Origin of the sequence: Pseudomonas sp. ZY71, assembly GCF_036542145.1 — a bacterium.
Lineage (GTDB): Bacteria > Pseudomonadota > Gammaproteobacteria > Pseudomonadales > Pseudomonadaceae > Aquipseudomonas > Aquipseudomonas koreensis_A.
The window spans coordinates 4,904,167-4,918,879 of record NZ_CP144274.1; the positions used below are offsets into that span (position 1 = coordinate 4,904,167).

A 14,713-nucleotide genomic window follows, 5' to 3' on the forward strand; every position below is an offset into this window, starting at 1 on the left:
CTTAATCAACGTCATTGCGTATTTTGTGGGGCGGCGGCTTCTGGAGTCGGCGCTGGCTCCTGTGGTGCAACTTGTGGCATCGACTCTGGCGCTGTGTCCGGAGAGGCCGCAGGAATCGCATCCTCGGCAGCGGGAGCCGCTTCAGGCGTTACCGCTGGCGCAGGGCTGGAGCGGTAATCCGCACGGCGCTTGAGCTGATACTCACGCACCGCATTGTTGTGCGCATCGAGATCGTCAGAGAACACATGACTGCCGTCACCACGCGCAACAAAGTACAGGCTGGTGCCGTCCACCGGGTTCAATGCCGCGTGAATCGCTTCGCGGCCAACCATCGCGATCGGCGTCGGCGGCAGGCCGGGGATCACGTAAGTGTTATACGCCGTCGGCTCTTTCAGATGTGCACGGGTCAACTTGCCGGTGTAGCGATCGCCCAGACCATAGATGACGGTCGGATCGGTCTGCAGCTGCATGCCCAGAGCCATGCGACGCACGAAGACACCGGCAATTTGCCCACGCTCCTGCGGCACGCCGGTTTCCTTCTCGACCAGCGACGCCATGATCAGCGCTTGATAAGGTTCGGTGTACGGCACATCGGCAGAACGACTCTCCCACTCTTTCGCCAGAACTTCATCGAGGCGGTCAAAGGCTTTCTTCAGCAACTCGGCATCAGACATGCCACGCACGAAGCGGTAGGTATCGGGGAAGAAACGGCCTTCCGGGAACAACCCTTTATGACCAATCTTCGCCATGACGTCGCTGTCGCTCAAACCGTTCAGGGTCTGTTCGATCTTTTCATCTTTGGCCAAGGCGGCGCGCACTTGATGGAAATTCCAGCCCTCGACCAGCGTCAGGCTGTACTGCACCACTTCGCCACGCTTCCACAAGTCGATCAGACCATTGACGGTCATGCCCGGCTGCATGCGGTATTCACCGCTGTGAATCGGCGTGCCGGCGAGATTGAAACGCCAGTAAACCCGCAACCAGAACGCGTCCTTGATGACGCCATCGGTTTCGAGGGAAAGGAACGTACGGGTCGGAGTGGAGCCTTTCGGCACATCCAGCAGTTCTTCCTGCGTGATGTTCAGAGGCTGTTCCAGTGCAGAGTGAATCTTCCAGGCGCTGGCGCCCATCAACAGCCCTGCCAGAACCAGTCCGGTTTCCAGCAGCAGCAAAAGTTTACGTCTCACAAATCAGGCATCCAGTAGGGCGCGGGCAATGGTTTGCAGTTTACGGGTGAGCGGGCCAACCGGCCAGCTCAGTGCAGCACAGGCGCGTACCGGCCAGACGCCATACACGCTATTGCAGACAAACACTTCATCAGCCCATTGCAGCTGATCGAGGCTGATGTCGGCGATTTGCGTGGGGATGGCCAATGACTCGGCCTGAAACAATATTTCGGCGCGCATCACACCGGCGACGCCACAGCGCTTCAGGTCCGGAGTGATCAGCACGCCGTCACGCACCAGAAACAGATTACTGAATACACCTTCGATCACTCGACCGACCTGATCGAGCATCAAGCCTTCGGCATGTTCACTGTCCTGCCATTCGGCACGGGCGAGAACCTGTTCAAGGCGATTGAGGTGTTTGAGTCCGGCGAGTAACGGCTGCTTGGCCAGGCGGGTGCTGCACGGGAACAGGCGGACGCCTTGTTCAGCATGCACAGCAGGATAAGCCGCAGGAGGATTGCCTTGCAGAATGCGGCGGCCCGGCGCCGTCGGGTCGGGCGCATAACCGCGCAAACCATCGCCACGGGTGAGGATGAGCTTGAGCACGCCCTCGCCCATCGCTGCCGCATAGCTCAGCAGCTCGTGACGGATCAGTTCGATATCCGCCGCGATGGCCAGACGCGAGCAGCCGTCGGCCAGGCGCGTCAGGTGTCGATCCAGCAGGATCGGCTGGCCGCTACGCACGGCGATGGTCTCGAACAGACCATCGCCGTAAGCCAGGCCGCGATCTTTCAGCGACAGAGCGTCAGCCGGTTGACCGTCGACCCAGCTGTCCATCAGCCTGCGAACCGGCGGAAAGCCAAGGTGCCGTTGGTACCGCCAAAACCGAAGGAGTTGGACAGCACGACATCGATATCCATGTTGCGCGCAGTGTGCGGCACGAAATCGAGATCGCAGCCTTCGTCCGGCTCATCGAGGTTGATGGTCGGCGGTGCTACCTGGCTGTTGATCGCCAGCACGCTGAAGATCGCTTCGACTGCGCCCGCCGCACCCAGCAGGTGACCTGTCATCGACTTGGTCGAGCTGACCGCCAGTTTGTAGGCGTGATCACCGAACACGGTTTTGATCGCATTGGCTTCGGCGAGGTCGCCGGCCGGGGTCGAAGTGCCGTGAGCGTTGATGTACTGCACTTGATCGACGTTGATCTTCGCATCGCGCAACGCATTGGTGATGCAGCGTGCGGCACCGGCGCCGTCGGCCGGTGGCGAGGTCATGTGGAACGCATCGCCGCTGGTGCCGAAGCCGATCAGCTCGGCGTAGATGGTCGCACCGCGCGCCTTGGCGTGCTCCAGCTCTTCGAGAACCAGGGCACCGGCACCGTCGGACAGGACGAAGCCATCACGGCCCTTGTCCCAGGGACGGCTGGCGCGGGTTGGTTCGTCATTGCGCGTCGACAGCGCACGGGACGCGCCGAAGCCGCCCATGCCCAGACCGCAAGCGGCCATTTCGGCACCGCCGGCAATCATCACGTCGGCTTCGTCGTACATGATGTTGCGCGCGGCCATGCCAATGCAGTGCGTACCGGTGGTACATGCGGTGGCGATAGCGTAGTTAGGTCCCTGTGCACCCAGGTGGATGGACAGAAAACCGGAAATCATATTGATGATCGAGCCTGGCACGAAGAATGGCGAGATTCGACGCGGGCCCGTCTCATGCAGAGTACGGCTGGTTTCTTCGATATTGGTCAGACCGCCGATCCCCGAACCCATGGCCACGCCAATGCGTTCACGGTTGGCGTCAGTGACTTCCAGACCGGCGTTGCGCACGGCTTGAAAGCCTGCGGCGAGGCCGTACTGAATGAACAGGTCGAGCTTGCGCGCTTCCTTGACCGACAGGTATTCCTCGACATTGAAGCCCTTTACCGAGCCGCCAAAGCGGGTGGAATAGGCAGAAAGGTCGGTGTGTTCGATCAGACCAATGCCACTGCGGCCAGCCAGAATGCCCTGCCAACTGCTCGGCACATCCGTGCCCAGTGGCGACAACATACCCATACCGGTGACTACGACGCGTCTACGCGACACAGCACTCTCCTTTTTCAAATGACGACGACTTTGCATCAGGCCTAAAGAAAAAACCGCACGCCATGATGGCAGTGCGGTTTTTCCATGACAGCAAACAACGATTACAAACTATTACGCCTGGTGGCTAGTAACGTAGTCGATTGCAGCTTGTACAGTAGTGATCTTCTCAGCTTCTTCGTCAGGGATTTCGGTCTCGAATTCCTCTTCCAGAGCCATCACCAGCTCAACGGTGTCAAGGGAGTCGGCACCCAGGTCTTCTACGAAGGAAGCGGTGTTGACCACTTCTTCTTCTTTAACACCCAGTTGCTCGGCAACGATTTTCTTGACGCGCTCTTCGATGGTGCTCATACCTTGTTTTCACTCCTAATGGACAAATTCAGGCAGCTGGCCAGTGGGTAAGTGTATAGAAAGACTTTTCAGTTTTTCAACTGAAAGCTTCACTCCTCAAACCCTGCAGCCCTCTGCCTATAAATAGATTGCAGCTTTATAACGGATTTTAGACAGCTCGTATGACATTTTTTTGAAGCAATCCGTCACATTTTACTTACATGTACATCCCACCGTTCACCGGGATTGTAGCCCCAGTGACGTATGCCGCACCGTCGGATGCAAGAAAAGCGACCACAGACGCGATCTCTTGAGCTTGTCCCAGACGACCCAGCGGAATCTGCGTCTGCAAGGCTTCACGCTGTGCTTCAGGCAGCTCGCGGGTCATATCGGTGTCGATAAACCCTGGGGTTACCGAGTTGACCGTAATCGAACGCGAACCGACTTCACGCGCCATTGCACGGCTGAAACCTTCCAGACCGGCCTTGGCGGCTGCATAGTTTACTTGGCCAGCGTTGCCCATGGCACCCACTACCGAGCCAATACTGATAATTCGGCCCCAACGCGCCTTGGTCATGCCGCGCAAAACGCCCTTGGACAGGCGGAACAGACTGTTCAGGTTGGTATCGATCACGTCGTACCACTCGTCGTCTTTCATGCGCATCATCAGGTTATCGCGGGTGATGCCGGCATTATTGACCAGGATCGCCACTGGCGCACCAAACTGCTCCTGAATGCTTGCCAGCACCGCGCTGACCGATTCGTCGCTGGTGACGTTCAGCTCAAGGCCAGTGCCTTGAATACCGTTTTCCTTCAGGGTCGCAGCAATGCGCTCAGCACCCGAAGCGGAGGTCGCGGTGCCAACAACAATGGCGCCCTGACGACCCAGTTCCAGCGCGATAGCCTGACCAATGCCGCGGCTTGCACCGGTGACCAGTGCAACTTTACCTTGCAGACTCATGCAAGTTTCTCCTGATTCAGGCTTGCGCTGCACGAGCGGCAGCGAAAGCGTCTGGGGTATTGAGGTTGGATGTCGCCACGCCTTCGGCGCAACGCTTGTTCAGACCGGCCAGGACTTTACCCGGGCCGCATTCGACCAGATTGGTCGCGCCCTTGGCAGCGAGAGTCTGTACCGACTCGACCCAGCGCACTGGCTTGTACAATTGTTCGAGCAGATCACGCTTGAGGGTTTCCAGATCGGCCGGCACTTGCGCGCTGACGTTCTGTACTACCGGGATCTGCGGCGCCTGCCAGTCGATGGCAGCAATGGATTCGGCGAAGCGCTCAGCGGCCGGACGCATCAGCTCGCAGTGTGACGGCACGCTCACCGGCAACGGCATGGCACGCTTGGCACCACGCGCCTTGCAGCCTTCGATGGCGCGCTCGACCGCAGCCTTGGCACCGGCAATCACCACCTGGCCCGGCGAGTTGAAGTTGACGGCGCTGACCACTTCACCCTGCGCAGCTTCGGCGCAGGCAGCCAGTACATCAGCGTCTTCCAGACCGAGAATGGCAGCCATGCCGCCCTGCCCGGCCGGAACCGCTTCCTGCATCAACTGACCGCGACGCTCAACGAGCTTCACCGCGTCCGCCAGCGTCAGGCTGCCAGCGGCAACCAGCGCGCTGTATTCACCCAGGCTGTGACCGGCAACGAATGCCGGGCGCGCACCACCTTCAGCCAGCCACAGGCGCCACAGAGCGATCGAAGCGGTCAGAATGGCCGGTTGGGTTTTATGGGTTTGATTGAGCAGTTCTTCCGGGCCCTGCTGGGTCAGTGCCCACAGGTCATAACCCAGAGCCTCAGAGGCTTCTTTGAAAGTTTCGAGGATCAACGGATATTCCGCGCCCAGCTCGGCCAGCATGCCGAGGGACTGCGAACCTTGTCCTGGAAAGACGAATGCGAGGGAAGCAGACATGTAACAAGCCCCTAATGATCTTGTCGTCGGAAAATGACGCCCCGCTTGGGGACGCAAGAAACTGACAGTTGGATGGCCCTTTGAACCGGGCGGTCACATTTAAGCATTGTCCGACGAAAACGCCTAAGACAACAGATCCTCCAGACGACCGTGAAGGCGCTCAGGCAGGTTCTCCTGAATCTCGATCAGCGCGCGCGAAATAGCACTCTGAAAGCCCTGAACCCCGGCCGAACCGTGACTTTTCACGACGATACCCTGCAAGCCGAGAAAGCTTGCGCCGTTGTGTCGCGCCGGCGCCAGATCCGCCTGCAAACGCTTCATCAACGGCAATGCCAAAGCCCCCACTGCACGGGAGACCAGATTCTTTTTGAACAGCGCTTCGATGCGCGCAGCAATCATCGTCGCCAGGCCTTCGCTGGACTTGAGCAGGATGTTGCCGACGAAACCGTCACACACCACGACATCGGCCTCGCCACGATACAAACCGTCGCCTTCGATGAAGCCGATGTAGTTGATACCGCGAGCAGCCTGCAACAGCGTCGCCGCGAGCTTGACCTGCTGATTACCCTTGATGTCTTCGGTGCCGATATTCAGCAGCGCAACACGCGGGCGATGGATACCCAGCGTCTGCGCCGCCACCGAGCCCATCACCGCAAACTGCAGCAAATGCTCAGCACTGCAATCGACGTTGGCGCCCAGATCGAGCAACTGGCAATAGCCCTTCTGCGTCGGAATCGCGGCAACCATCGCCGGACGATCAATACCCGGCAACGTCTTCAGCACGAATCGCGATAGCGCCATCAACGCCCCGGTATTGCCGGCGCTGACACAGGCCTGAGCCTTGCCATCACGCACCAGTTCCAGGGCGACACGCATCGACGAGTCCGGCTTGCCACGCAAGGCCTGGGTCGGTTTTTCGTCCATGGTGATGACTTCGCTGGCCGCAACAATCGTCAGGCGCGCGCGATCAGCAGCCGATTGGCCGTGGATCAGTTCTTCAAGAAGGGAGGGTTGACCGACGAGGGTCAGGTGCAGCGAGGGCGTAGCAGAAAGGCAAGCAAGGCTGGCCTGAACAATGCTGCGGGGACCGAAGTCCCCGCCCATTGCGTCAATCGCGATGACTTGAGCGGACAAGTGATTACTCGTCAGCGCCCTTGTCGATCACTTTACGGCCACGGTATACGCCTTCTGGCGATACGTGGTGACGCAGGTGAACTTCACCAGTGGTTTTTTCTACAGACAGGGTGCTAGCCTCGAGAGCGTCGTGCGAACGGCGCATGTCACGGGCAGAGCGGGATTTTTTGTTCTGCTGAACAGCCATAATTGATTAACTCCTAAACGTTTGGGTCACGCTTTAACTGCGCCAATACACTGAACGGGTTGGACCGCGTTGACTCGTCCTCGCTCGGTTCGGGCTCATCGAGACCCGCCGGCTGCTGGCATTCTTCCGGATGATGAGCAGGCACAATGGGCAAGGCGAGCAGAAGCTCCTCCTCGATCAGTGACTGCAGATCCAATGGATCTTCGCCCAGTTCCAGCACGTCATAACCTTTCGGCAACGACTGGGTATTCGCACCCTCTTTCACCACAGCATAACTGCATTCGCTGTGGATCGGCAGGGTGACCAGCTCAAGACAACGCTGGCAAACCATTTTGACTTCGGTGTCGATAAAGCTGTGGATTACCACAGATTTACGTTCATCTCGTTCAAAAACGAATTTCGCCTGCACCGTACCGACATTGTCGGAAAGCGGGTCGCAGAGTCTCTCCAAATCGGCCAGCAGCATTTCACCTTGAAGGGTGGTGCCACGGTCAGCCAATTTGCGCGGGTCAACGTGAGGTGGAATCGGGTCATTCAACATAGGCGCAGCATTATAGGGATGCACCCACCCATGTCAAAGGAAATTGTGCCCTGTCCGTCACTTGCGTGCCTCCGCTAGAATTCGCACCTGCCTCAGGAGACGCGAATGCTGCCTTTATTACTCGCTTCAAGCTCGACCTATCGTCGCGAATTGCTTGCCCGCCTGCACCTGCCGTTCGTCTGCTCCTCTCCGGATATCGATGAAAGCCATCGTCCGGGCGAGTCAGCCATCGAGCTGGTCAAACGCCTCGCCGAACAAAAAGCCCGGGCATTGGCTGACAGTTACCCTGCGCACTTGATCATCGGCTCCGACCAGGTTGCCGTGCTCGGCGAGCAGATCATTGGCAAGCCGCACACCTTTGAGAAGGCCCGCGAGCAACTGATGGCCGCCAGCGGCGCCAGCGTGACCTTCCTGACCGGCCTGGCGCTGCTCAACAGCCAGACCGGCGAATGCCAGGTCGACTGCGTGCCGTTTACCGTGCACATGCGTCAGCTCGATCAGGCGCGCGTTGAGCGCTACCTGCGCATTGAGCAGCCATATGACTGCGCTGGCAGCTTCAAGGCCGAAGGGTTGGGGGTGAGTCTGTTTCAGTCCACTGAAGGGCCTGACGCTACCAGCCTGATCGGCCTGCCGCTGATTCGCCTGATCGACATGTTATTGGCTGAGGGTGTGCAGATCCCATAAAGCAAAAGATCGCGGCCTGCGGCAGCCCCTACAGGGGACTGTAAAACCCCGTAGGAGCTGCCGCAGGCTGCGATCTTTTGATCTTTACAACGAATCAGCGCAACGAAGGCCCGTGGAAACCCATCCACATCGCCAACTGCTCAGCAACACTGGCACCGAGCTTCTTCGAGAAACGATCAAACGGAGACTCCTGCACAGTGAAGTCCACCAGCTCTTTCTCGCCGATCACATCCCGCGCCACCGAGCTGGCATTTCCCAGCCCATCGATCAAACCCAACGGCAGCGCCTGCTCGCCCGACCAGACCAGCCCAGAAAAAAGCTCCGGATGATCTTTGTCCTTCAGGCGATCCCCGCGACCCTGCTTGACGCTATTGATGAACTGTTTGTGCGTGGTATCCAGCACCGTCTGCCAGAACGCCGTTTCATCCGGCTTCTGCGGCTGGAACGGATCAAGGAACGACTTGTGTTCACCCGAAGTGTACGTGCGACGCTCAACGCCAAGCTTCTCCATGGTGCCGACAAAACCGTAACCGGCCGCCGTCACACCGATCGAACCGACCAGACTCGCCTTGTCGGCGTAGATCTGATCCGCCGCACTGGCGATGTAATAAGCACCGGAAGCACCCAGATCAGAAATCACCGCATACACCTTGATATCCGGGTGCAGGCCACGCAGGCGCTTGATCTCGTCATACACATAACCCGACTGCACCGGACTGCCGCCCGGGCTATTGATGCGCAGGACGACGCCTTTGACCTTCTTGTCTTCAAACGCGGCGCGCAGACTACCGACAATGTTATCGGCGCTGGCAGGCTCCTTGTCGGCGATCACCCCGGTGACATCGATCAACGCGGTGTAGTTATCGCTACGGGTGGCGCTTTTTTCCATATCCATCAGCGGCGTGAACAAAATCAGCGCCACAAACAGGTAAACAAACGTCAGCAGCTTGAAGAAAATCCCCCAACGCCGTGAACGCCGCTGCTCTTGCACACCGGCCAGCAGGGTTTTTTCCAATAGCTTCCAGCTTTTCTGATCACCGTCGTCGGCACTTGCCTTGGCCGGTGCTTTCCATTCGTCGGTCATGCCATCCACCCCAGCAAAAACGTATTAAGCCTGCTTCTCCAGCCAGGCATGCAATTCGGAAAAACGGTCGATCGACAGGCGCGGTTCGAACTGCTGCAGCGATTCGATCGATTGCGCGCCATAGCTGACCGCCACCGAGTCCATCCCCGCGTTACGCGCCATCAGCAGATCGAAGGACGAATCGCCAACCATCAGCGCCTGTTCGGCGCGCACGCCGCAATGAGCAAGGATCTGCTCCAGCATCAGAGGGTGCGGCTTGCTGGCAGTTTCATCGGCAGCACGGGTGATATCGAAATATTCTTCCCAGCCATTGGCCTTGAGCACCCGATCCAGCCCGCGACGATTCTTGCCGGTGGCGACAGCCAGGTGATAACCCTGCTCACGAAACGACGCCATCGATTCGACTACGCCTTCGAACAACGGCGAAGGCACAGCTTCGGCAGCGATGTAGTGATCGGCGTAATACTCGCGAAACAAAGTCATTTCGGCATCGCTGATTTCGGGGTACAGCGTACGGATCGCCTCGGGCAGACCCAAGCCGATGATGCCTTTGACGGCAAAGTCATCACGCAACTCGAAGCCAGAACGCCCGGATGCAGAGTGCATCGCCTCGACGATCCGATGGATGGAATCGGCCAGTGTGCCGTCCCAATCGAAAATCAGCAGTTTGTAATCAGATGGGCGCACTCAATCGCTCCACGGTCTTGGCCCACATTTCATCGACCGGCGCCTGCAAGGTCAGCTTGCCGCCATCGGGCAGCGGCACAGTCAGCATGTAGGCGTGCAGAAACAGCCGCTTGCCGCCCAGATCGCGAATTTCCTTGGTGAAATCCTCATCGCCATACTTGCTGTCACCCGCAATGCAATGGCCCGCATGCAAGGTGTGCACGCGAATCTGGTGAGTGCGACCGGTAACCGGTTTAGCCTCGACCATGGTGGCAAAATCGCCGAAGCGGCGCAGCACCTTGAACATGGTCAGGGCTTCCTTGCCCTCGTCATTGACTTCGACCATGCGCTCGCCGGAACGCAGATTGCTCTTGAGCAATGGCGCGCTGACTTTCTTGATAGAAGTCGCCCAGTTGCCGCGCACCAGCGCCATGTAGCGCTTGTCGACGCCATCGCCGCGCAATTGCTCGTGCAAGTGGCGCAACATGCTGCGCTTTTTGGCGATCATCAGCAGGCCGGAGGTGTCACGGTCGAGACGGTGAACCAACTCCAGTTCTTTGGCATCGGGACGCAACTGACGAAAGGCTTCGATCACGCCGAAATTCAGACCGCTGCCACCGTGAACCGCAATGCCGGCGGGCTTGTTGATCACGATCAGGGCTTTGTCTTCGAAGACAATCGAGGCTTCCAGGCGCTGCAGCAGGCCTTGGGCCAATGGCACCGGCTCGTCACGCTCAGGCACGCGAACCGGCGGCACGCGCACGATATCGCCAGCCTGCAGCTTGTATTCGGGCTTGATCCGACCTTTGTTCACGCGCACTTCGCCTTTACGCAAAATGCGGTAAATCAAGGTCTTGGGCACGCCTTTGAGCCGGGCGAGGAGGAAATTGTCGATTCGTTGGCCGGCATACTCCGGCGAGACTTCAAGCAATTGAACGCCTGGAGTCGAAGGGGCAGTAGTTGTCATGCCGCGGATGATAACAATTTTTATGGAATTGAAGCACTTAATCATTGCTGCTATAGTCGCGAACGCCGCCAAAAGCGGCCTGGACAGAGGAACCACGGTCAAAAACCGGCCCTGACCAACGCAATTCACCAGGACGCGAGGCCGTCCTACGGGGCTTTCGCTACGTAACGGTGGAGTTTGCAGTTGTAACAAGCGCAGGTGACATGAGGCCTGAATTACACCGTCGAGCAGAGTTTTTACTCGCCTGACAGGCACACATTCAAGGCCAGTTCACAAAGTGCAGTCAGCTGCAGATGACCCCGAGCGAATGCTTCGGAAACAACGCCTGAATTAGCCATGATGCGTGACCTCCCCTTTCGGAGCTCACGGTAAATGCCAACCCGCTGCGGATTCTGCGCGCGGCAGCACCCGAATTATCAGGGATACGTGTAGGGTGGAGATGCACAACCGCTGGACTGTGTAGCAATAGGCTTTATCAAGACGCTTCATCTCGTCCACAGCCGCTGGTTGATTCCTCCTCCTGACTGAGTGCTTAAGTAGCCACAGCAAGCAGGACGCGTACGTCGCTATATCGGCCCAATTGGCCGCATATCGCTGGACACGGGAATGGCCAACCACTCCCGACGCACCTGACACCGACCGTGAGAAGTCGTGTGTGCCGAACGCCGTTTCCGGCAGCCCGGAAACCGACGGTACTACATGAAAAGAATGCTGATTAACGCAACTCAACCCGAAGAGTTGCGTGTTGCACTGGTAGATGGCCAACGCCTCTACGACCTGGACATCGAATCCGGTGCACGCGAGCAGAAGAAGGCCAACATCTATAAAGGCCGCATCACTCGCATCGAACCAAGCCTTGAGGCTGCCTTTGTCGATTTCGGCTCCGAGCGCCACGGCTTCCTGCCCCTCAAAGAAATCTCTCGCGAATACTTCAAGAAAGCCCCTGAAGGCCGCGTCAACATCAAGGACGTCCTGAGCGAAGGCCAGGAAGTCATCGTTCAGGTCGAAAAAGAAGAACGTGGCAACAAGGGCGCAGCCCTGACCACCTTCATCAGCCTGGCCGGTCGTTACCTCGTGCTGATGCCGAACAACCCGCGTGCCGGCGGTATCTCCCGTCGCATCGAAGGCGAAGAGCGCAACGAACTGCGTGAAGCGCTGAACGGCCTGGTAGCACCGGCCGACATGGGTCTGATCGTGCGCACTGCCGGCCTGGGCCGCAGCAGTGAAGAAATGCAGTGGGACCTCGATTACCTGCTGCAGCTGTGGACCGCCATCAAAGAAGCCTCGCTGGATCGCTCCGCGCCATTCCTGATCTACCAGGAAAGCAACGTGATCATCCGCGCCATCCGCGATTACCTGCGCCAGGACATCGGCGAAGTGCTGATCGACAGCGTTGAAGCCCAGGACGAAGCCCTGACCTTCATCCGTCAGGTGATGCCGCAGTACGCCAGCAAGATCAAGCTGTACGAAGACAGCGTGCCGCTGTTCAACCGCTTCCAGATCGAAAGCCAGATCGAGACCGCTTTCCAGCGCGTCGTTGAACTGCCTTCCGGCGGCTCCATCGTCATCGATCCGACCGAAGCCCTGGTGTCCATCGACATCAACTCGGCGCGCGCCACCAAAGGCAGCGACATCGAAGAAACCGCTCTGCAGACCAACCTTGAAGCCGCCGAAGAAATCGCCCGTCAGTTGCGCCTGCGCGACATCGGCGGCCTGATCGTCATCGACTTCATCGACATGACCCCTGCCAAGAACCAGCGCGCCGTGGAAGAGAAAGTCCGCGAATGCCTGGAAGCCGACCGCGCTCGCGTGCAGATCGGCCGCATCTCGCGCTTCGGCCTGCTGGAAATGTCCCGTCAGCGCCTGCGTCCATCGCTGGGCGAAAGCAGCGGCATCGTCTGCCCGCGTTGCAACGGCACCGGCATCATCCGTGACGTTGAATCGCTGTCGCTGGCGATCCTGCGCCTGATTGAAGAAGAAGCCCTGAAAGACCGCACTGCCGAAGTGCGCGCTCAGGTGCCAATCCCGGTCGCCGCGTTCCTGCTCAACGAAAAACGCAACTCGATCACCAAGATCGAACTGCGCACCCGTGCCCGCATCATCATTCTGCCGAACGACCACCTCGAAACCCCGCATTTCGAAGTTCAGCGTCTGCGTGACGACAGCCCGGAAGCCGCGACCAACCAGTCCAGCTACGAAATCGCTGCTGCCGCTGCCGAAGTCGAAGAAGTCCAGCCAGCCGCCGCGACCCGCACCCTGGTTCGCCAGGAAGCCGCGGTCAAGACTGCTCCGGCCCGTGCCAACGCTCCGGTTCCGACCGAAGTCGCCGCGCCTGCCGCTCCAGCACCGGCCCCGGTTGCCGCGCCAGAGCCAAGCCTGTTCAAAGGCCTGGTGAAATCGCTGGTCAGCCTGTTCGCCACCAAAGAAGAGCCAGCCGCTCCGGTTGTGGTTGAAAAACCAGCCAGCGAACGTCCGGCCCGCAACGAAGAACGTCGCAACGGTCGTCAGCAGAGCCGCAACCGTAACGGTCGCCGCGATGAAGAACGCAAGCCGCGCGAAGAACGTGCTCCACGTGAAGAACGTGCGCCACGCGAGCCGCGCGAAGAGCGCGCGCCACGTGAAGCCCGTGAAGTCCGCGAGCCTCGCGAAACCCGTACCGAAGCGCCAGTTGCCCGCGAAGAACGCGCACCACGTGCTCCGCGTGAAGAACGTGCTCCAAGTGCACCGCGCGAAGACCGCAAGCCACGTGGCGAGCGTGAAGAACGTGTACGTGAACTGCGCGAGCCTCTGGACGCCGCTCCAGTTGCAGCAGCCACCGCAGCCGTTGCCGCTGAAGAGCGTCCGGCCCGTCAGCCACGTGAAGAGCGCGCACCGCGTCCGCCGCGTGAAGAGCGTCAACCGCGTGCCGAGCAGGCCGCTGCTGCCGTCGCTGAAGAAGAAGTGAACATCAACGAAGAGCAACTGCCGGAAGACGGTTCGGAGAACGCCGAAGGCGATCGTCCACGTCGTCGTTCGCGCGGTCAGCGTCGTCGCAGCAACCGTCGTGAGCGTCAGCGTGATGCCAACGGCAACGTGATCGAAGGTTCGGAAGAATCCGAAGCCGGCGAAAACGCTGAAGAGCCAAGCACCGCCGATCTGGCTGCTGGTCTGGCTGTCACCGCCGCTGTTGCCAGCACCGTGATCAGCGCTCCGGCCGAAGCCCAAGCCCACGAGCAAGCCGAACGCGCTACCGCTGCTGTTCAGGAAACTGCTGCTGTGGAAGCGCCAGTTGTTGAAGCGACCACGCCAGTGGAAGTGGTTGCTGCTCCGGAAGTCGAAGTGGCACCGGTTCAGGAAACCCTACCTCAGGTAGAGCCTGCGCCAGTTGTAGTGGCCGAGCCGGTGGTAGAAAGCGTCGCTGAAACCGCGACCGAAACCGTGCGTGAAGTTCGCGAAGAGCAGACCGCTTTCAACTGGGTTGCCGAGCCGGCTGTTGCTGAAACGCCAGCGCCAGTGATTGAAGCACCGGTTGTTGAAAAGCCAGTGTTCGAAGCGCCTGCGGTTGAAGCTCCTGCGGTTGAAGAGAGCAAAGTTGTCGAGACAGTGGTCGTTGCTGAACCAGCACCGGTTGTCGAAGCACCTGTCGTTGCCGAAGCGCCAGTTCCAGTGGTTGAAGCACCGGCTCCGGTCAGCGCCCTGACACCAAGCGGCCGCGCGCCGAACGACCCACGTGAAGTGCGTCGTCGCAAGCGTGAAGAAGAGCGTCTGCAGAAGGAAGCCGAACTGGCTGCCGCTGCTGCTCCGGTGGCTGAAGTGGTCGAGGCAGCGCCTGCCCCGGTCGCTGAAGAAGCGGTTGTCGAAGCGGTGATCGCTGAAGCACCACGCTCCGTTCAGGACGCGGTCGAGCAACACCAAGAGGCCGAGGAAAAAGAGCACGAGCCTAAACCACTCGTGTAATTTCCAAAGCCAATAAAAAGC

General features: G+C 59.2%; 14 protein-coding genes. 2 read left to right on the forward strand and 12 right to left on the reverse strand.

Annotated elements, in window-relative coordinates; all coding sequences use genetic code 11:
* Positions 1 to 11 precede the first annotated feature (11 nt).
* From mltG to VY732_RS21745, 9 genes are all read right to left on the reverse strand, one after another.
* Positions 12 to 1,187, reverse strand: coding sequence for an endolytic transglycosylase MltG (gene mltG / locus VY732_RS21705; RefSeq protein ID WP_116030448.1), 1,176 nt, complete (start codon positions 1,185 to 1,187; stop codon positions 12 to 14).
* A gap of 3 nt (positions 1,188 to 1,190) precedes the next feature.
* Positions 1,191 to 2,006: an aminodeoxychorismate lyase gene (gene pabC / locus VY732_RS21710; protein ID WP_116030447.1), complete on the reverse strand. Its 816-nt coding sequence runs from the start codon at positions 2,004 to 2,006 to the stop codon at positions 1,191 to 1,193.
* Positions 2,006 to 3,250, reverse strand: a complete 1,245-nt coding sequence (gene fabF / locus VY732_RS21715) for a beta-ketoacyl-ACP synthase II (RefSeq protein ID WP_122604995.1) — start codon at positions 3,248 to 3,250, stop codon at positions 2,006 to 2,008. The genes pabC and fabF overlap by 1 nt, the downstream gene beginning before the upstream one ends.
* Before the next feature lie 111 nt (positions 3,251 to 3,361).
* Entirely contained in the window at positions 3,362 to 3,598 is a 237-nt protein-coding gene (gene acpP, locus VY732_RS21720) for an acyl carrier protein (protein WP_003175607.1), read from the reverse strand.
* A 196-nt stretch (positions 3,599 to 3,794) separates the two neighbouring features.
* Positions 3,795 to 4,538, reverse strand: coding sequence for a 3-oxoacyl-ACP reductase FabG (gene fabG, locus VY732_RS21725; protein WP_008086267.1), 744 nt, complete (start codon positions 4,536 to 4,538; stop codon positions 3,795 to 3,797).
* Positions 4,539 to 4,554: 16 nt separating this feature from the next.
* A complete protein-coding gene (gene fabD / locus VY732_RS21730) occupies positions 4,555 to 5,493 on the reverse strand; it encodes an ACP S-malonyltransferase (protein WP_331691731.1) in 939 nt (312 codons plus the stop codon).
* Between the two features lie 123 nt (positions 5,494 to 5,616).
* Positions 5,617 to 6,627 (reverse strand): phosphate acyltransferase PlsX, encoded by a 1,011-nt coding sequence (gene plsX / locus VY732_RS21735; protein ID WP_116030446.1) that lies wholly within the window; start codon positions 6,625 to 6,627, stop codon positions 5,617 to 5,619.
* A 4-nt stretch (positions 6,628 to 6,631) separates the two neighbouring features.
* A complete protein-coding gene (gene rpmF / locus VY732_RS21740; protein WP_003179396.1) occupies positions 6,632 to 6,814 on the reverse strand; it encodes a 50S ribosomal protein L32 in 183 nt (60 codons plus the stop codon).
* Positions 6,815 to 6,827: 13 nt separating this feature from the next.
* On the reverse strand, positions 6,828 to 7,355 hold the full coding sequence (locus tag VY732_RS21745; protein WP_007908248.1) for a YceD family protein: 528 nt from the start codon (positions 7,353 to 7,355) through the stop codon (positions 6,828 to 6,830).
* 105 nt (positions 7,356 to 7,460) lie between these two features.
* Here VY732_RS21745 and VY732_RS21750 point away from each other — a divergent pair, with 105 nt between their 5' ends.
* On the forward strand, positions 7,461 to 8,039 hold the full coding sequence (locus VY732_RS21750; protein ID WP_331691733.1) for a Maf family protein: 579 nt from the start codon (positions 7,461 to 7,463) through the stop codon (positions 8,037 to 8,039).
* A gap of 94 nt (positions 8,040 to 8,133) precedes the next feature.
* Here the strand turns inward: VY732_RS21750 and sppA are convergent, their stop codons facing one another.
* Genes sppA through rluC form a run of 3 tightly spaced genes read right to left on the reverse strand, consistent with a single transcriptional unit; the run spans position 8,134 to position 10,756 of the window.
* Complete coding sequence (sppA, locus tag VY732_RS21755; RefSeq protein ID WP_331691734.1) at positions 8,134 to 9,123, reverse strand: signal peptide peptidase SppA; 990 nt, start codon at positions 9,121 to 9,123, stop codon at positions 8,134 to 8,136.
* A gap of 24 nt (positions 9,124 to 9,147) precedes the next feature.
* The gene (locus VY732_RS21760) at positions 9,148 to 9,810 is read right to left on the reverse strand and encodes an HAD-IA family hydrolase (protein ID WP_077574078.1); all 663 of its coding nucleotides are present in this window, start codon (positions 9,808 to 9,810) and stop codon (positions 9,148 to 9,150) included.
* On the reverse strand, positions 9,797 to 10,756 hold the full coding sequence (gene rluC, locus VY732_RS21765; protein ID WP_034155359.1) for a 23S rRNA pseudouridine(955/2504/2580) synthase RluC: 960 nt from the start codon (positions 10,754 to 10,756) through the stop codon (positions 9,797 to 9,799). The genes VY732_RS21760 and rluC overlap by 14 nt, the downstream gene beginning before the upstream one ends.
* Positions 10,757 to 11,455: 699 nt before the next feature.
* Between rluC and rne the strand changes: the two genes are divergently transcribed.
* The gene (gene rne / locus VY732_RS21770; protein ID WP_331691735.1) at positions 11,456 to 14,692 is read left to right on the forward strand and encodes a ribonuclease E; all 3,237 of its coding nucleotides are present in this window, start codon (positions 11,456 to 11,458) and stop codon (positions 14,690 to 14,692) included.
* Positions 14,693 to 14,713: the final 21 nt, after the last annotated feature.